The organism is Arsukibacterium sp. MJ3 (genome assembly GCF_000987765.1).
Taxonomy (GTDB): Bacteria; Pseudomonadota; Gammaproteobacteria; order Enterobacterales; family Alteromonadaceae; genus Alishewanella.
The window spans coordinates 92,933-110,296 of sequence record NZ_LAHP01000012.1 but is presented as its reverse complement, the minus strand read 5'-3'; the positions used below and the strand labels follow the sequence as shown (position 1 = coordinate 110,296).

General features: G+C 46.7%; 15 protein-coding genes and 2 tRNA genes. 4 read left to right on the top strand and 13 right to left on the bottom strand.

What is annotated here, in order from left to right; all coding sequences use genetic code 11:
* From VT06_RS18735 to VT06_RS10625, 8 genes are all read right to left on the bottom strand, one after another.
* Positions 1-99, bottom strand: a 99-nt coding sequence (locus VT06_RS18735; protein ID WP_255353037.1) for a DUF1294 domain-containing protein, incomplete at its 3' end; no start/stop codon positions are given.
* Between the two features lie 26 nt (positions 100-125).
* The gene (locus tag VT06_RS10655) at positions 126-695 is read right to left on the bottom strand and encodes a nucleoside deaminase (protein ID WP_046554277.1); all 570 of its coding nucleotides are present in this window, start codon (positions 693-695) and stop codon (positions 126-128) included.
* Between the two features lie 4 nt (positions 696-699).
* Positions 700-1,170, bottom strand: coding sequence for a xanthine phosphoribosyltransferase (gene gpt, locus VT06_RS10650; protein WP_046554276.1), 471 nt, complete (start codon positions 1,168-1,170; stop codon positions 700-702).
* 16 nt (positions 1,171-1,186) lie between these two features.
* Positions 1,187-1,888 (bottom strand): purine-nucleoside phosphorylase, encoded by a 702-nt coding sequence (deoD, locus tag VT06_RS10645; protein WP_046554275.1) that lies wholly within the window; start codon positions 1,886-1,888, stop codon positions 1,187-1,189.
* A gap of 9 nt (positions 1,889-1,897) precedes the next feature.
* Positions 1,898-3,106: a phosphopentomutase gene (locus VT06_RS10640; protein WP_046554274.1), complete on the bottom strand. Its 1,209-nt coding sequence runs from the start codon at positions 3,104-3,106 to the stop codon at positions 1,898-1,900.
* Positions 3,107-3,367: 261 nt separating this feature from the next.
* The gene (locus tag VT06_RS10635) at positions 3,368-5,527 is read right to left on the bottom strand and encodes a prolyl oligopeptidase family protein (RefSeq protein ID WP_046554273.1); all 2,160 of its coding nucleotides are present in this window, start codon (positions 5,525-5,527) and stop codon (positions 3,368-3,370) included.
* 184 nt (positions 5,528-5,711) lie between these two features.
* Positions 5,712-5,787 (bottom strand) — tRNA-Phe (locus VT06_RS10630).
* Between the two features lie 63 nt (positions 5,788-5,850).
* Positions 5,851-5,926, bottom strand: a tRNA-Phe gene (locus VT06_RS10625).
* A 217-nt stretch (positions 5,927-6,143) separates the two neighbouring features.
* Between VT06_RS10625 and VT06_RS10620 the strand changes: the two genes are divergently transcribed.
* A complete protein-coding gene (locus VT06_RS10620) occupies positions 6,144-8,906 on the top strand; it encodes a hybrid sensor histidine kinase/response regulator (RefSeq protein WP_046554272.1) in 2,763 nt (920 codons plus the stop codon).
* 87 nt (positions 8,907-8,993) lie between these two features.
* On the opposite strand, the gene kdsA is transcribed toward VT06_RS10620, so the two are convergent.
* The 5 genes from kdsA to hemA form a co-directional block, all read right to left on the bottom strand.
* Positions 8,994-9,842, bottom strand: coding sequence for a 3-deoxy-8-phosphooctulonate synthase (gene kdsA, locus VT06_RS10615; protein ID WP_046554271.1), 849 nt, complete (start codon positions 9,840-9,842; stop codon positions 8,994-8,996).
* 67 nt (positions 9,843-9,909) lie between these two features.
* The gene (locus tag VT06_RS10610; RefSeq protein ID WP_046554270.1) at positions 9,910-11,466 is read right to left on the bottom strand and encodes a response regulator; all 1,557 of its coding nucleotides are present in this window, start codon (positions 11,464-11,466) and stop codon (positions 9,910-9,912) included.
* A 99-nt stretch (positions 11,467-11,565) separates the two neighbouring features.
* Positions 11,566-12,396 (bottom strand): peptide chain release factor N(5)-glutamine methyltransferase, encoded by an 831-nt coding sequence (gene prmC / locus VT06_RS10605; RefSeq protein ID WP_046554269.1) that lies wholly within the window; start codon positions 12,394-12,396, stop codon positions 11,566-11,568.
* Between the two features lies 1 nt (position 12,397).
* Positions 12,398-13,489: a peptide chain release factor 1 gene (gene prfA / locus VT06_RS10600; RefSeq protein ID WP_046554268.1), complete on the bottom strand. Its 1,092-nt coding sequence runs from the start codon at positions 13,487-13,489 to the stop codon at positions 12,398-12,400.
* An 18-nt stretch (positions 13,490-13,507) separates the two neighbouring features.
* Positions 13,508-14,755 carry a glutamyl-tRNA reductase gene (gene hemA / locus VT06_RS10595; RefSeq protein WP_046554292.1) on the bottom strand — a complete coding sequence of 416 codons (1,248 nt, stop codon included), beginning with the start codon at positions 14,753-14,755 and terminating at the stop codon, positions 13,508-13,510.
* An 80-nt stretch (positions 14,756-14,835) separates the two neighbouring features.
* Between hemA and lolB the strand changes: the two genes are divergently transcribed.
* From lolB to VT06_RS10580, 3 genes are all read left to right on the top strand, one after another.
* Positions 14,836-15,441, top strand: coding sequence for a lipoprotein insertase outer membrane protein LolB (gene lolB / locus VT06_RS10590; RefSeq protein ID WP_046554267.1), 606 nt, complete (start codon positions 14,836-14,838; stop codon positions 15,439-15,441).
* Complete coding sequence (gene ispE / locus VT06_RS10585) at positions 15,441-16,289, top strand: 4-(cytidine 5'-diphospho)-2-C-methyl-D-erythritol kinase (RefSeq protein WP_200897964.1); 849 nt, start codon at positions 15,441-15,443, stop codon at positions 16,287-16,289. Before lolB ends, ispE begins: the two co-directional genes overlap by 1 nt.
* 70 nt (positions 16,290-16,359) lie before the next feature.
* Positions 16,360-17,295: a ribose-phosphate pyrophosphokinase gene (locus VT06_RS10580; RefSeq protein WP_046554265.1), complete on the top strand. Its 936-nt coding sequence runs from the start codon at positions 16,360-16,362 to the stop codon at positions 17,293-17,295.
* The last annotated feature ends 69 nt before the right edge of the window (positions 17,296-17,364 follow it).

Genomic DNA, 17,364 nt, shown 5'->3' with positions numbered 1-17,364 from the left:
AAACACCCATAGAAAAGGCTTTTTATTTGATTTATGCCGCAGGTACTGCTGCGCCAGCAAAGCCCCCGGCCAGCCACCAAATAATGCCAGCAGCTGCAACAGCTATTCTATTTCAGGTATCGGCACTAGCCGTTATAAATTTCGCCGCCGCCATTAGCGTAATGCTGTAGCACCTTGTTGGCCGCATCGCGCTGCACTAAACGCAGCACCTCGATGCCGGCATCGGTTAAATATTGATAACTGCTGGCGTTAACCGGGCCTTCATCAAACCCGATTGCGCGTGCATCGTCTGCCGTAGCGGCGCACACCAAGCGTTTTACGCCGCTCCATAGCGTGCCACCCAAACACATGGCGCAGGGCTCGCAGGAGGTAAATAATTCGCGCTTGATACCATCGGCAGACAAACTAAAACTTTGCACGTTTTGCTCGGCAAGCATAATCGCCATCATCTCACCATGCGCCGTAGAGTTATGCATGGGTACCACCCGGTTAACCCCAACACTAACCAGTTTGCCGCTAACGCAGTCAAAAATAGCACTGCCAAAGGGGCCGCCGGTACCACGCAGCACGTTTTGTTTTGAAAGCTCAACCGCTAACGCCATTTTCTCATCGTCAGTGTTATACACTTTTTGCCAGTCGACCACGTCATTAATCCACTTTGGCAAACTAAGTGTTAATTGCTGTACTGCACTCATTGGCTTAATGCTCCGCCAGCGGCTTACTGTAGGCCAGCTCCATATCCCAGGGCAGCTGGATCCAGGTGTCCTGCTCAATGTCGGTAACATAATGATCAACTAACGGCTTACCCTGCGGTTTGGCATAAACGGTAACAAAGCACGCCTGTGGAAAGTGTTCCCGCAGCGCGCGGGCGGTTTCGCCGGTATCGACTAAATCGTCAACAATCAGTAATTTATCATTATCGGTTAGTGTGGCATCTTTTAAAATACGTAAGCTGCCTTGCTGGTCGTGCTGGTAACTGGCGACACAAATACTGTCAACTACACGAATATTCAGCTCGCGGGCCAAAATAGCCGCAGGCACTAAACCACCGCGGCTAACCGCCACAATGCCGCTGAATTCCCGGCCCAGTAACTGCTGGGCCAGCTCTTTACTGGCGCGATGAAACGCCTCCCAGGAAACATAAAACATTTTATTAGTAGTCAGTGACATAATTTTCCCGGCCGTTTTAAATTATGGATAAGGCAATTTCAACCATTTCGTTAAAACTGGTCTGACGTAGCTCAGCGTCCAACGCTTCACCGGTTCGAATATGATCGCTTACCGTTAAAATAGCCAAAGCGTTAATACCATATTCGGCGGCAACACCGTATAAACCTGCAGCTTCCATTTCCACCGCTAACACGCCGTATTTTTCCAGCGTATCAAATAGGGTTTCATTCGGGTTATAGAATAAATCAGAGGTGAACACATTGCCCACTTTGACATTAATCTGTTTAGCGCGGGCAGCATGCACCGCTTTTTCAAGTAAGTCATAGTTGGCAATAGCGGCAAAATCCATACCGGCTAAGCGGTTACGATTAACGCTTGAGTCAGTACTGGCGCCCATAGCAATAACCACATCACGCACTTTTACGCTTAGTGGCAACGCACCACAAGAGCCAATACGAATGATATTTTTAACACCATAAAATTTTGCCAGCTCGGTTGCATACAATGACATTGATGGTACACCCATGCCAGAGCCCAGCACGCTTACTGGCTTGCCCTGATAAGTGCCGGTGTAACCAAACATATTACGTACCGTATTTACGCATATTGCATCCGTTAAAAATGTCTCAGCAATATGCTTGGCACGCAGCGGATCACCGGGCATCAGCACTGTTTGGGCAAAGGCATGGTCAGCGGCGTTAATGTGAGGAGTAGCCATAAATCTCTCTTAATGTAATTTAGCAATAAAGGAGTCGCCGTGCGCCATGGCGTCCAGCTTAAAATAATCAGCCAGCGTTTGACCAATATCAGCAAAGCTCATGCGCTCGCCTAAATTGGTACTGGCCAAGCCAGGTTGATAAGCCAACACCGGAATATATTCCCGGGTGTGCTCAGTGCCTGGCCAGGTTGGGTCACAGCCATGATCGGCAGTTAATAACAGTAAGGTATCATCGCTACAGGCATCGATAATTTCCGGTAAGCGGCTATCAAAGTATTCCAGCGCTTCACCATAACCAATAGCATCGCGACGATGACCAAAATTCTGATCAAAATCAACCAAATTGGTAAATACCAAACTGCGTGCGGGCTGCTTCGCCATTTGCGCCAGCGTGGTATCAATCAGTGCTGGCAACCCGGTGGCTTTTATATTTTCAGTAATGCCCTGATGCGCATAAATATCAGCAATTTTGCCGATACTGATCACACTGCCGCCCGCTTGGGTAAGCTTATCTAATACGGTCGGTGCCGGCGGTAATACCGAGTAATCGCGGCGATTACCGGTGCGAGCGTAATTCTCTGGACTGTCGCCTAAAAAAGGCCGTGCTATTACCCGGCCAATGTTATATTCATCGAGTAACTCGCGGGCAACCTGACAAAAACTCAGTAACTTTTCCAGGCCAAAGTGCTGCTCATGGGCCGCTACCTGAAACACACTATCAGCCGAGGTATAGCAAATAGGCTTACCGGTTTTAATATGTTCATCACCGAGTTTCACCAGAATATCGGTACCCGAGGCATGACAATTGCCTAAAATGCCGCTAATACGAGTGCGCCGGCATAGCTCGTTAATTAACCCCTCTGGAAAACTGTTGGTTTTTTGTTGAAAATATCCCCAGTCAAACAATACCGGCACGCCTGCCATTTCCCAATGACCACTCGGGGTATCTTTACCACTGCTTAACTCACGGGCATAGCCATAAGCACCAAAAGGTTCAGCACTATCTGCAACAGAAGGGGCAACACCTGCGGCAGCGGTAGCCGCTTTAACCAGCCCTAACCTCGCCAAATTGGGCAACGCCAGTTGCCGGCCTTTGTGTTTCACAAATTCCCGGGCAATACTGCCAAAGGTATTGGCGCCGACATCACCAAAATGGTCTGCATCGGGCGTACTGCCAATGCCAAAACTGTCCATAACCAGGATCACTGCTTTTACCATAATGTTGGCTCCCACTGCAAAAATGCGCTCGTCGAACCTAAGCATCAGCACTAATTAGCACCACCGCCCAAAGCCGGAAAAAATAAAACGGCACGCACTGTAATACGCGCCTTATCGTTTTACAAGTTTAACTGATACTTTAGGTTTATTGCAGCTTTTATCCAGGTTTTATCCGCTACCCGCAACACTATTCCCGTGAAAGAAAACGGCGCAACAGCGCCGTTTTTTGTACAGTAACCTTACTCAGCTATTGCAGCAATATTACTCAGGTAATTGCTGATATCCCATGTTATACAGGGTAAAACTAAATATATCTGCCGCCTGATCAATCACCATCGACACTGGCATACCCGCGCCATGACCGGCATTAACATCAATCCGGATTAACTGCGGATTAACGGTTGTTGCTTTAGCTTGCAGCTCGGCAGCAAATTTAAACGAATGTGCCGGTACCACCCGATCATCATGATCAGCAGTAGTAATCATCGTCGCCGGATAGGTTATACCCGACGTAACATTATGCAGCGGCGAATACTCTTTTAAATATTGAAACATCTCAGCAGATTGCTCCGCAGTACCATAATCGTATGCCCAGCCTGCACCAGCGGTAAAAGTATGATAACGCAACATATCTAATACACCGACCGCAGGCAACGCCACTTTAAACAGTTCTGGCCGCTGTGTCATGGCCGCCCCTACTAGTAAGCCCCCGTTTGAACCACCGCGAATGGCCAGTTTGTCAGCAGCGGTATACTTTTGTTGCTGCAAATACTCTGCCGCCGCAATAAAATCGTCAAACACGTTTTGCTTTTGCAGCTGAACACCCCCCGTATGCCAGGCTTTACCGTATTCACCACCACCACGCAGGTTTGCTACTGCATAAATACCGCCCATTTCCATCCAAACGGCGTTAGCGACACTGAATGATGGGGTCAGGCTTATATTAAAGCCGCCATAGCCATATAAAATGGTTGGATTAGCACCGTCTTTCACCATGCCTTTTTTGTAGCTGATGATCATCGGCACTTTGGTGCCATCTTTAGAGGTATAAAAAACTTGCTCTGAAGTGAAATTCTCTGGATTAAATTCAATTTTTGGGCTGTTATATAAATCCGATGCACCGCTAGCCGGTGCAAAGGCATAAATACTGGATGGTGTGGTGTAATTAGCAAAAGAGTAGTACAGCTGCTGATCTGCTTTTTTGCCGCTAAAACCGCCCACACTGCCGACACCCGGCAACGCGATATCACGCACCAGCTTGCCGCTATAATCGTATTGCTTTACTTTGGCAATGGCATCAACAATGTAGTTAGCAAATAAATAGCCAGCACCTTTGCTCATCCGTAATACATGCTCTGTTTCCGGGATCAATTCTTGCCAGTTCTCTGGCGTCGGTTTGGCGGCGGAAGCAACAACCACTCTACGATTTGGTGCATTTAAATTGGTCACCAGAAACAGCTTGTCACCCTCATTGTCAATTAAGTCAGTATCAGAGTTGGTATGATCCAGTATCGTCACAAACTGGCTGTTTTCTTTGGTTAAGTCTTTTAAAAATAATTTATTACCCGACGTTGATACAGCCGCTGACACTAACAAGAAACGATCATCTTCAGTTACTGAAGCACCAACATAACGATGTTTTTCAGCTTCATCTGCGCCAAAAACCACGTTATCTTCGCTTTGAGCAGTACCCAGTTTATGGTAATACAATTTGTGCTGATCGGTCATTGCCGACAATTCGCTGCCCTCAGGCTTGTCATAGCTTGAATAAAAGAATCCTTCGTTACCCACCCAGGAAATACCACTGAATTTTATGTCGATTAACGTGGGTTCTAGTGGCTCTTTAGTAACAGCGTTAATAATAATAATTTTACGCCAGTCACTGCCACCTTCAGAAATAGCATAGGCGGCCAAGGTGCCGTCACCCGAAAACTCGATATCAGCCAACGATGTTGTGCCATCTTCACTAAAGGTATTGGGGTCTAAAAACACTTCCGCCTCAGCACCGTCTTTTTGCCGATACAAGACAAACTGATTTTGTAAACCATCGTTTTTATAAAAATACTGATAATCGCCTTCTGTAAATGGCGCCCCTATCCGCTCAAAATTCCATGATTTTTCTAATTTAGCCCGAACGTCATCCCGAAATGGGATCTGGTCCAAATAAGAAAAGGTCACCTCGTTTTGAGCTTTGACCCAAGCTTCGGTTTCGCTGCTACGATCATCTTCAAGCCAACGATAAGGGTCGGCAACTGAGGTACCAAAATAGGTATCTATTACCGCACCCTGTCGGGTTGCCGGGTAGCTAAGTTGTTGTTTTGTAGTACTCACGGTGACATCCTGACTAGTTGTAACATCTTGTTTAGCACCACCACATGCACTAAGGATGGCTGCAGCTAACACGGTAATAGCATATTTCATGATAAATAAACTCCGTAATTATTATTCTTATAACTGGTTTTAAAATATAAAATTCGCACAGCAGCTTATCAAAGATAGCCATTGTTGCCTATTTCAACTAACCGGAATTTATGTCGAATCAAAGCGAAATTTTCGCTAACGGCGTAAAAGCAAAAACCCCGGCTATAGCCAGGGTTTGCTGTTATGGTGCCCAGAGGCGGAATCGAACCACCGACACGCGGATTTTCAATCCGCTGCTCTACCGACTGAGCTATCTGGGCAAAAACGTTGGGCTGGTAATGCAGTGCTGCGCTGTGCATCACATTTACAAGACACCATAATAATGGTGCCCAGAGGCGGAATCGAACCACCGACACGCGGATTTTCAATCCGCTGCTCTACCGACTGAGCTATCTGGGCAATGCGGGTCGTATTAAACGGATTTTGCCGAACTAAGTCAACAGATTTTTTATAAAAGCTCAGCAACCGACTATAGATTAAGCAATGACTGCCGTTTTCCTCTACAACAATGAAAATTAACACTGCGCCGACCTTAAAAAACTTGATACACTATATTTAGTTAACCGGCATGATTTAGTTAACCAGCATGCCTGCAATGCATTAAAATGGACAGCTGATGGAAAAAAACGCCTACACAAAACCTTTATTTCGCCGGCTGGGTTTAATGGCTTTGCTGCTTTTGTTGCTGCAAGCCGCCCTATTTACCCTATTTACCCTGCCAGAACAAAATCAAGAAGAAAATCAATTAGCCCGCCTCAGTGCTGAAACCACTATCTTAGCTAGTGCCCTTGGTGCTGTGCTGCAAAATAATAATATTACCGATGCTGAACAATTGTTGCTGCAAGCACGCAATGCTGATAGCAACCGGGCGTTATATTTGTATCGTCAGGCAAACCAACAAATGGAATTGGTTGCGAATACGGTTAATCTTGCGGATTTTGTACCACAACCTGAGCTCATTAATCAGGACCGGCGCCAAGGTAATATGTTGGTTGTTAGCCGGATAATTAATAGTGAACTGAACACGTTACTTGTTAACGTTCATTATATTGCGCCACCAAGCCAGCTACCCCTGGTGTTGGCTTTAGTCATAAGTGCCCTCGTCGCCGCCGTGCTAAGTTTAAGTTTCGCCTATGCCATTTCAGTTTTTTTCAGTCATAAACTGCTGCCACTTGTTAGCAACACCAAAACGGCTCTGGATAAAGGCCTATTTGACGGTAGTGTCGAAAGCCATGCCCATGACAGCTTTGGCGTGCTGGGTAGCTATATTAACCAACTGTTCCGCCGTATCGAACAGGGCCAGCAGGCACTGAAAACATCCGAAACTAACATAGCGCAATTAAAACAAGAAGTTGACACCAGAATAAAAGAGCGAACTGACGCGCTGGAAACCGCCAAGCTGGCTGCTGAACGAGCTAATGAAGCAAAATCGACTTTTTTAGCCACCATGAGCCACGAAATTCGCACCCCCATGAATGGTATTATCGGCACTATCGATTTACTGCGTAAAACCCAACTATCAACCTCACAATTTCGCATGACTGACACCATTAGGGAGTCGTCATTTTCACTGTTACGCATCTTGGACGACATTCTTGATTTTTCAAAAATTGAAGCTGGTAAGATGGAGCTGGAAAACATACCGGTATCGCTGGTCGATATTATTGAGGCGGTTGGCCGAATTCTGGTATCCGTAGCGTATCAGCGCCAAATTGATTTAAAGCTGTATATTGACCCGAAAATTCCTGATGGCTTGTATGGCGATCCTATCAGGCTGCGCCAAATTCTTTATAATTTGGCGGGTAATGCGATTAAGTTTACTGAAACCACGCCTACGAAAACAGGGGTTGTGGTAGTACGCGCTGACTTATTAGAAGAGAACATGGAGTTCAGTCAAATTCAGTTTAGCGTTATTGATAACGGCCGCGGTATGACCCAGCGTCAAATAAACTATGTATTTCATCCATTTAACCAGGCTGAAGGCTCAATTACCCGCAAGTTTGGTGGTACCGGTCTCGGTTTATCTATTTGTCAGCGCCTGACGTCACTAATGTACGGTGATATCGATGTGCAAAGTGAAGTTGGAAAAGGTACCGAGTTTAAAGTTCGGATCCCGATGCGCCGCTCTGAAGAAATAGACTATGTCAGTACCGAGTTACTGCGGGATATTCATATCTGTTTGTTTACCATGGACAGCGAAAATCAGGAGCATCTGACAAATTATTTCCGCCATACCAATGCCGAGCTTGACGTTGTAAACAGCATTGAAGCGCTGTATCAACGCGCAGCGCAGCAAAAACGTTTACCACCAAAACAAGCAGTGGTATGGGTACTAGACTCCACCTATGAGCAAATATCAACGGAACAAATTAAAACCTTGCAGCAGGTACCTCAACTTGAACGGGTGCAGTTTGTGGTGATCACCAACCAGGTTGAGCTTTCAGAGCACAGCAATGAACACACCTATTACCTGCATAGCTCACCCATTTGCCGTAGCCACCTGTATGATGCCATTTTGGTTGCCGCAAAACGTAAAGACAAACCTAAACGCCAGCAAACCTCTAATCTTAACCTGAGCAAAGGTGCACCTGATATTGATACCGCACGGCTTAATCGTCAGCTGATCCTGTTGGCAGAAGACAATATGATGAACCAACGGGTTATTGTTGATCAGCTTAATGCCTTGGGCTATGCCGTTGAAGTGGCCGATGATGGTGCTATCGCACTGGAAATGTGGCATCGCTATCATTATCCTCTGGTGTTGACAGATTTACATATGCCCAATATGAGTGGCTATGATTTGGCGATAGCAATCCGCAAAGAAAGCCTGCACCGCCAGGATGATATTAACTTTAGTCGCATTGTTGCGGTAACCGCTAATGCGTTAAAAGGTGAAGAACAAAAGTGTATCAGTATTGGCATGGACGGTTACATCACTAAGCCTTTAGAGCTTGAAACACTAGCCACCATGCTCAATCGCTGGTTACCGAATGTTCAGGAAAAAACCGTTGCTCACAGTGCTAATACTATCGAGCCGACACCGCAACCATCGCCCATTTGTTTCACAACCATTGCTAATTTCCTTGGCAATGATCCGGCTAAACATGAAGAGTACCTGAACTACTTTGTGAAACATGCTAAAGAATTACTGACCGAACTTACCACCGAGGCTCAGGCGCAAAATCGCAGCGGCGTTCGTGCTATTGCCCATCAGTTTAAGTCGGTAGCCAAAAGCGTGGGTGCGGTGAGTTTATCAGCTAAAGCGTTAAAACTAGAACAAGCCGCTGAGAATAGCGATTGGCCGGTAATTAACGAGTATGTCCGCTTAATGCAGGAAAGATACCAGGAGGTAGTGAATTACGTTCGTCATCGCTACTAAAGTGATATTTTTCAGCTAAGCCTAAACAGCATCACCCAAAAACCGGTTGATATCGGTTTTGGGTAATGCTAACGATTTTAATCAGAATTAGTTAGCAGAGGTGTCCAGTGGCTGAAAGCTTTTTACCAGCTGATCAAGCTGTTGCATCTGGCTGAGATAACCTTCCAGTTTCGCCAGCGGCAAGGCGCAGGGACCGTCACACTTAGCCTGTTCAGGCTCAGGATGCGCTTCAATAAATAATCCGGCCAACCCTAATGCCATGCCAGAGCGCGCCAACTGAGCAGCCTGAGCACGTCTGCCGTCAGCAGAGTCAGTGCGCCCACCTGGTTTTTGCAAGGCATGCGTAGCATCAAAAATAACCGGACCATAGTATTTCATTTCATCCATACCCAGCATATCAACCACCAGGTTGTTATAGCCAAAGCTACTGCCTCGCTCGCATAAAATGACCTTATCATTACCGGCTTCAGCAAACTTTGTGATGATATGACGCATTTCATGCGGCGCTAAAAACTGTGGTTTTTTAACATTGATCACCGCGCCGGTTTTCGCCATGGCGACCACTAAATCAGTTTGCCTGGCTAAAAAGGCCGGCAGTTGAATCACATCGACTACCTCAGCTACTGGCGCTGCTTGCCAGGGCTCGTGCACATCGGTAATAAGCGGAATGTTAAAGGTGCGTTTAATTTCTTCAAATATCTTTAAACCTTGCTCCAGCCCTGGCCCGCGGTAAGAGTGCACCGAAGAGCGGTTTGCTTTATCAAATGAAGCTTTAAACACATAGGGAATGCCCAGCTTGGCACACACCGTGACGTAATGCTCGGCAATGCGCATTGCCATATCACGCGACTCCAGCACATTCATGCCACCAAACAACACAAATTGCTTATTATTACTTACCTCAAGGGTACCGACCGTGACAGTTTTTTGTTCCATAGTATTCTCGGTTTCAAATCAAATTAAAGCGGTAAATAGCCATACTGTAAACCGGTAGCAGGCAAAGCTAGCGCTGACTATCCGGATAGTTTTGTAATATCGCTTCCAGCTTGTCGATCTGCTCAATAAACACCTCAACCAGCTTTGGCTCAAATTGCTTGCCTGACTCGGTAACAATTTTTGCCATAACATCAGCTAAACTCCAGGCTTCTTTGTAGCAACGCCGGTGTCGCAATGCATCATACACATCAGCGAGCGCAGCAATCCGGCCATAAATATGAATTTGTTCAGCTTTTTTACCTGCGGGGTAACCACTGCCATCCCACTTTTCGTGATGATCTTGCGCTATGATGGCACCGGCTTGAATAATAACACGTTTTGAATCTTTCAGAATATCGTAACCAATGCTGGCATGGGTTTTCATAATCCGCCACTCTGCGTCGTCCAGCTTGGCGGGTTTATTTAAAATGCCCTCTGGAATACCAACTTTACCAATATCATGTAATGGAGCCGCAAACATTAATCGTTCGGCTTCCTCTTCACTCAGGCCGTAGGCTTTTGCCAGCTCGTAACACACAAAAGCAATCCGCCGCACATGGTTTCCCGTTTCTACTGAACGATGTTCAACCGCTTCACTCAGTCGGTAGACAATTTCCCGTTGGGTATCTTCAATTTCGTGTTGCAGTTGCACATTTTCATAGGCTATTTGCACATTCTGAGCAAACAACTCAATCAATCTTTTCTGATTTGCATTAATAGGTCCGGGTAAACCGGAAATATACAGCAAAGAGCCACGGGTAAATTTGCTGCAACAATATGCCACTAAATAATTGTTACGATAGACAATACTACGGCTGTTTAATGCGCTCTCAAACGCTAATAGTAACTCAGTATTTAATACTTCCTGTACCGGCTTACCTTCTTTATCAGCGAATTGGCCCTGGCCGGCAAATACAACCAGATCGTGCGGATCGGCATCTGAATGCACATTGCCAGCAACCAGCGACGAACTGGCTAATAAGGCATTATCGTGGCAGCCCAAAATTGAGGTTAGCTGTAGTAACACACCATCAATAAATTGTTCCATCGATTGCGATGAGAATAAATCGATAGACGCGGTAATAATTTTTTCCAGTCCTTGCCGGCTTTGTTCTAACGACATAATATCGCGATACGAGCGCAGGCTGGCCATAATTACCGTAAATAACTTTTGTGCTGTCAATTCAGTTTTGGATTTGTAATCGTTAATATCATAGTTAACAATAACCTGCCGTTCAGGTGCCTGCCCCGGTTGACCGGTACGCAAAATTATCCGCACCTGTTCGTTTTTTAAGTCTTCCCGTACATACCTGGCGACTAATAAACCGGCATCATCGGTTTCCATGACCACGTCTAATAACATTATTGCCGTATCAGCATTAGCTGCAATCAATTCGCGCGCTTGTGCACCAGAAAAGGCACTTAAAAACTCTAATCGTTTGTTATTAAATACAAAGTCACTTAACGCCAGTTTGGTTACCGTGTGAACTTCAGGCTCATCATCGACAATTAATACTTTCCAGCACCCCTGATTTATTACGTCAGTCGGTTCCGATTCTTCTGCAAAAATAAACGGATCATTCATAAGGCAAGCCCCGCATAATTCAAAAAACAATTAAATTGAATACTGCAATTAGTTATATGCGTTTATAGCGGGCGGGTCAAAATTTTGTAAGCAAAACGATTATGGCGCTAAGCAACCACCACTAATGCGCCAGTTGCCACCATAATCTTTAAACGACTGCACTTGCTGAAACCCAGCAGCTGTTAAAAGTTGACGTACCGCTGCAGCTTGATTATAACCGTGCTCCAGCCACAACCAGCCAGCAGCGGTTAAATGGCCAGCGGCCTGGCGACATATTGTCGCTAAATCTGCCAAGCCTTGATCTGCCGCTACCAGCGCCGATAATGGCTCATGCCGTAGCGCGGGTAAATGCGCATCGTCAACGTCAATATAGGGCGGATTACTGAGAATTAAATCAAATTGTTGGTTGTGCAACGCGCTAAACCAATCACTCTGCAAGACGGTACAATTATTGGCTGCTAATCGCTGGGCATTGCGACCCGCCAGTGCCACCGCTGTCGCCACGTTATCTGTTGCGATAATCTGCCATAAAGGCCGGTTGCAGGCCAATGCCAAAGCAATAGCACCGGTACCCGTACCTAAATCAAGAACTTTAGCCGCCGTAGGTAACGGTAACGCCAGGGCTTTTTCAACCAGTAACTCTGTATCTGGCCGGGGGATCAAAGTACAGGCTGCGACTTCAAGTTCAATGTTCCAAAACGGCCACTGGCCAATAATATAAGCCAGTGGTTCGCCTTGCACTGCTCTGGCAAGCTGTTGAGTAAGGGCCACTAAATTGGCATTAGTCAGGCTATCATCACTGTGGCTGTATAGATAACTGGTGTTAACCTTAAGCTGATGCGCTAACAGCAGCCGGGCATCATCAGCCGCCAGTTCTGACACAGGCTTCAGCTGATACGCCGCATGCTGTAACCATTGGCTTAAGGTCATACTAGCGGTTTTCGTCCGCCAAGGCGGCCAGTAAGTCTGCCTGATGCTCCTGATTAAGCGGTGCCAGTACCAATTCTAAATCGCCTTCCATTACTTCATTTAAACGATATATGGTTAGGTTAATCCGGTGATCAGTTAGCCGGCCTTGAGGAAAATTGTAGGTGCGAATACGCTCCGAACGATCGCCACTGCCCACTAAAGAGCGACGGGTCGACTCTTCCGTCAAGCGGCGTCGCTCATCTTCTGCTGCCTGAATTCGCGATTGCAGCACACTCATAGCCCGGGCCCGGTTTTTATGCTGCGAGCGCTCATCCTGGCACTCAACTACAATACCCGTGGGTAAGTGAGTGATGCGAATAGCAGAGTCAGTTCGGTTAACGTGCTGACCACCGGCACCCGATGCCCGAAACGTATCTACTTTTAAATCGGCTGGGTTAATTTCAATAGCTTCGCTTTCGGGAACTTCCGGCATAATCGCCACCGTACAGGCTGAAGTATGTACCCGCCCCTGCGATTCCGTGGCCGGTACCCGCTGCACCCGGTGGCCGCCCGATTCAAATTTTAAAATGCCATAGGCACCATCACCCTGAATACCAACAATGACTTCTTTAAAACCACCATGTTCGCCGTCACTGGCACTGATCAGTTCCAGTTTCCAACGTTGGCGTTCAGCAAAACGACTGTACATCCGAAATATGTCACCAGCAAAAATAGCCGCTTCATCGCCACCGGCACCCGCTCTGATTTCTAAAAAGCAGTTATTACTGTCATTGGGATCTTTGGGAATTAATAAAAGTTGTAAGTCTTTTTCTAATTGTTCAATAGCGGCCCGGGCGCTTTTATATTCTTCCTGGGCCATTTCACGCATCTCAGGATCGCTGTCTTTCTGCATTTCTTCTGCAACAACTAAATCTTGCTGTGCTTGGCGAAAACAATTAAAAGCCTTGCTGAGATCTTCTAGTTGGCTGTACTCTTTCGACAATTCGCGAAACCGTTTTTGATTCGAAATTATGCCGGCGTCGCTTAATAACGCCTGAACTTCTTCATGCCGTTCCACCAAGCCTTCAAGCTTCTGGTATACCGATTCTTTCATCTTGGGTCTGTTACCTGATTAAATATCTAATAAACTGTTGATCAGTGCCTGCGGCTCTATTGCCTCGCTTTGCAGCAGCTGACGGATGGTTTTAGTAGGGCTGTGCATTAGCCTGTTGCTGAGCTTAGTGGCCAGCTCGGCTAGCACTTTCTCTGCATCCTGGCCTGCGGCCAGTTGATTAATGGCCTTAGCCAATAACTCGGCTTTAACCTGCTCACAACGCTGACGATAATCCCGCACCCAATCAACGCTGCCTTGCAACAGCAACCACTGCAGATAATCTTCTGCCCCCAGCCTGATAATGCCGCCAGCTTGTTCTGCCGCGTGTTGCCGCGAACTAACATTTTGCGCCACTATACTTTGCAAGTCATCTACCGTATACAAATAAGCATCTTCCAGCTCGCCTACTTGTTGCTCAATATCACGTGGCACCGCTAAATCAACCAAAAACATCGGTTTATGCCGACGTTCTTTTAAAGCCTGCTCTACCATGCCTTTTCCCACTATTGGTAAGGTGCTGGCGGTAGAACTAATCACAATGTCGGCTTTAGATAACTGCGCCGGCACCTGCGATAACGTTATAACTTTGGCATTAAATTGTTCAGCCAGCAGCACAGCGCGCTCGTAAGTTCGATTAGCAACCGTTAATTCCGTAGCACCCTGCTCTGCCAAATGGCGGGCGACTAGCTCAATCGTTTCACCGGCACCTATCAATAACACCTGCACTTTTTGCAGCTTGCCAAAGATTTGTTTTGCTAAACTTACCGCCGCAAACGCTACCGATACCGCATTGGCACCAATGTCAGTGTTGGTCCGGACATCTTTGGCGACGGTAAAGGCTTTTTGGAATAACCGTTCAAATTGCGGGTTAATAGTGCCGGCTTGCCTCGACTGATTGTAAGCCTGCTTTACCTGGCCAAAAATTTGTGGCTCACCTAATACCAGTGAGTCTAACCCAGCCGCTACCCGCATTAGATGCTCAGCAGCCAGACGGTCTTGATGTAAGTAAAGATGCGGTTGCAGCTCGGAAATGGCTAACTGATGAAACTTCGCCAACCAGGCAATAACTTGCTGCGCCTGACTGTTACTGCCGGTAAAATATAATTCGGTACGATTACAGGTAGACAAAATAACCGCATCGGCTACTGCGGTAACAGTAGTAAGTTCACGCAAGGCTTCATGCACCTGTTCCGGAGCAAATGCCACTTTTTCCCGTAAACTAACCGGTGCTGTTTTATGATTAATGCCTAGTGCAAAGATGGCCATCACCTGTATCATCAAGTTTGTCAGGGGCGAATTGTACGAAAAACCCCATATTAAGAAAAGCGTAACTAAGGACTTTAAGCGTGTCAGCATCAATTAAGTGCTTAACAATAGCCGGATTACTGCTATTAACCAGCGGTTGTAGCCTGTTATCAAAGCCGGCTCCGGTTGCGGCACTGGATTATAACAGCCGGTTAGCTCAAATAAACGCTATTAAACAGTACACGGTCCAAGCGTCGGTTGCTATTAAAACACCGGCAGAGTCGCTTAGCGGCAATCTGACTTGGCAGCAACACAGTAATGAACACTATCGGGCGCGACTGGCCAACTTTTTGGGGCTTAGTCTGTTCGAACTTGAGAACACTGCCATGGCAAGCACTATTTTACTGCGCGGTGAACGGTATCAGGCGGCAGATACCAGTAGCTTGTTGTGGCAACTAGCTGGCTGGTCAATGCCATTGGCTGATATGCCATTATGGTTAAAAGGCGTTCCCGGTAAGGCTGCCAGCGCTATCGAATATGACGACCTTGGCCGGGTGCAAGCCTTTAACCTGACCGACAGCACCGGTATTCACTGGCAATTACGTTATCGCAGCTTTTTTGCCGACCAACTGGCTCTGCCTAAGTACATTTTACTTACCAGTGACAATACCCAAATTCGTTTTATTATCCGCAGTTGGCAATTATGATGTTAAGCCTGCCAGCGGTAGCCAAACTTAATTTATTTTTACATATTATTGGTCGACGCGCCGACGGTTATCACAATTTACAGACGTTGTTTCAACTACTGGATGTGGGCGATGAACTGCACTTTAGCCCGCGCCAAGATAACCAACTAACGCTGCAATGTAACGATGCCAGCTTACAAGGGCCCGATAATCTGGTTATAAAAGCGGGCCGTTTGCTGCAACAACATACCGGCTGTCAGCGGGGTTGCGATATTATACTGGATAAAAAACTGCCCATGGGCGGCGGCCTTGGCGGTGGCTCATCAGATGCCGCTACCACCTTGTTGGCTTTAAACGCCTTGTGGCAACTAAAGTTAACTAACCAACAACTGGCTACACTGTCGTTGCAACTGGGAGCCGATGTGCCATTGTTTGTCACGGGCTACAGTGCCTTTGCCGAAGGCGTTGGCGACAAATTAGTGCCAGTAAACTTGCCTGAAAAAACCTATTTAATAGTTACCCCTGCTTGTCATATCAGCACGGCAGCAATTTTTCAGCACCCGGATTTAATTAGAAATAGCCCACAACTCAGTTTAGCATCACTTTTTAATAGCCCCTGGCGCAATGATTGCCAACCACTGGTAGAACAGCTGCAACCGATTGTTGCAATAACCTTACAGTGGTTGGTAGAATATGCCCCGTGTCGAATGACGGGTACTGGCGCCAGTGTGTTTGCCGAATTTCCGGACACGACCAGTGCTCAGAATGTCTTAGCAAATTTACCAGCAAATTGTCGTGGATTTATTGCTAAGGGAGTCAACCAGTCGCCTTTAATGGCGGCGTTGGCAGATACGGAATTCACTAACTGATGCCACGTATACCGGCATTTAATGATTTAACCGGACTCACCACCGCCCTGAGGATCCTACTGTGCCCGACATGAAGGTTTTCGCTGGTAACGCCATACCAGAACTTGCTAACAAAATCGCCAATCGTCTGTATATCAAACTGGGAGATGCCGAGGTTGGCCGCTTCAGTGACGGCGAAGTTAGTGTGCAAATTAACGAAAATGTCCGTGGTTCTGATGTTTTTATTATTCAGTCGACCTGCGCACCCACCAACGACAATTTAATGGAACTTATTGTTATGGTAGATGCATTACGGCGCGCTTCGGCCGGCCGGATCACTGCTGTTATCCCCTATTTCGGTTATGCCCGTCAGGATCGTCGGGTGCGATCTGCCCGAGTACCTATTACCGCTAAAGTTGTGGCTGATTTTCTGTCCAGCGTTGGCGTAGATCGGGTATTAACGGTTGATTTGCACGCCGAACAAATTCAGGGTTTCTTTGATGTGCCGGTAGATAATGTGTTTGCCAGTCCGGTGTTACTGGATGACATGCGGAAAAAAACCTTACATTCACCCGTGGTAGTGTCGCCCGATATCGGCGGTGTAGTGCGGGCCCGTGCCGTAGCTAAGCTATTAAACGATGCTGACTTAGCCATTATTGATAAACGCCGGCCAAAAGCTAACGTCTCCCAGGTAATGCATATTATTGGTGATGTTAGAGACCGAGACTGTATTATCGTCGACGATATGATTGATACCGGTGGCACGCTATGTAAAGCCGCTGAAGCGCTAAAAGAGCAAGGTGCTAAGCGGGTATTTGCCTATGCAACTCATGCAGTTTTCTCTGGCAATGCGCCAGAGATAATCAGTAATTCAGTGATTGACGAGCTTATTGTGACCGACACCATTCCGCTTTCAGCCGCCATGAAAGCGGTTAGCAGAGTACGTCAATTAACCCTGAGCGAACTAATGGCCGAATGTATTCGCCGTATTAGCAACGAAGAATCTATTTCGTCTATGTTTGATTAAACGACTTTAGCTGTGTTTAAGGCGCCTGTTGGCGCCTTATTTATTTGCAGCTATCGGTTGCTGGTGGTA

Excerpts from the sequence above, each read along its gene's own strand:
- VT06_RS10640 (WP_046554274.1), bottom strand. The coding sequence starts at position 3,106 with ATGGTAAAAGCAGTGATCCTGGTTATGGACAGTTTTGGCATTGGCAGT.
- VT06_RS10610 (WP_046554270.1), bottom strand. The coding sequence starts at position 11,466 with ATGAATGATCCGTTTATTTTTGCAGAAGAATCGGAACCGACTGACGTA.
- prfA (WP_046554268.1), bottom strand. The coding sequence starts at position 13,489 with ATGAAAGAATCGGTATACCAGAAGCTTGAAGGCTTGGTGGAACGGCAT.
- hemA (WP_046554292.1), bottom strand. The coding sequence starts at position 14,755 with ATGGCCATCTTTGCACTAGGCATTAATCATAAAACAGCACCGGTTAGT.
- gpt (WP_046554276.1), bottom strand. The coding sequence starts at position 1,170 with ATGTCACTGACTACTAATAAAATGTTTTATGTTTCCTGGGAGGCGTTT.
- VT06_RS10580 (WP_046554265.1), top strand. The coding sequence starts at position 16,360 with ATGAAGGTTTTCGCTGGTAACGCCATACCAGAACTTGCTAACAAAATC.
- VT06_RS10635 (WP_046554273.1), bottom strand. The coding sequence starts at position 5,527 with ATGAAATATGCTATTACCGTGTTAGCTGCAGCCATCCTTAGTGCATGT.
- kdsA (WP_046554271.1), bottom strand. The coding sequence starts at position 9,842 with ATGGAACAAAAAACTGTCACGGTCGGTACCCTTGAGGTAAGTAATAAT.
- deoD (WP_046554275.1), bottom strand. The coding sequence starts at position 1,888 with ATGGCTACTCCTCACATTAACGCCGCTGACCATGCCTTTGCCCAAACA.
- VT06_RS10655 (WP_046554277.1), bottom strand. The coding sequence starts at position 695 with ATGAGTGCAGTACAGCAATTAACACTTAGTTTGCCAAAGTGGATTAAT.
- ispE (WP_200897964.1), top strand. The coding sequence starts at position 15,441 with ATGTTAAGCCTGCCAGCGGTAGCCAAACTTAATTTATTTTTACATATT.
- VT06_RS10620 (WP_046554272.1), top strand. The coding sequence starts at position 6,144 with ATGGAAAAAAACGCCTACACAAAACCTTTATTTCGCCGGCTGGGTTTA.
- prmC (WP_046554269.1), bottom strand. The coding sequence starts at position 12,396 with ATGACCTTAAGCCAATGGTTACAGCATGCGGCGTATCAGCTGAAGCCT.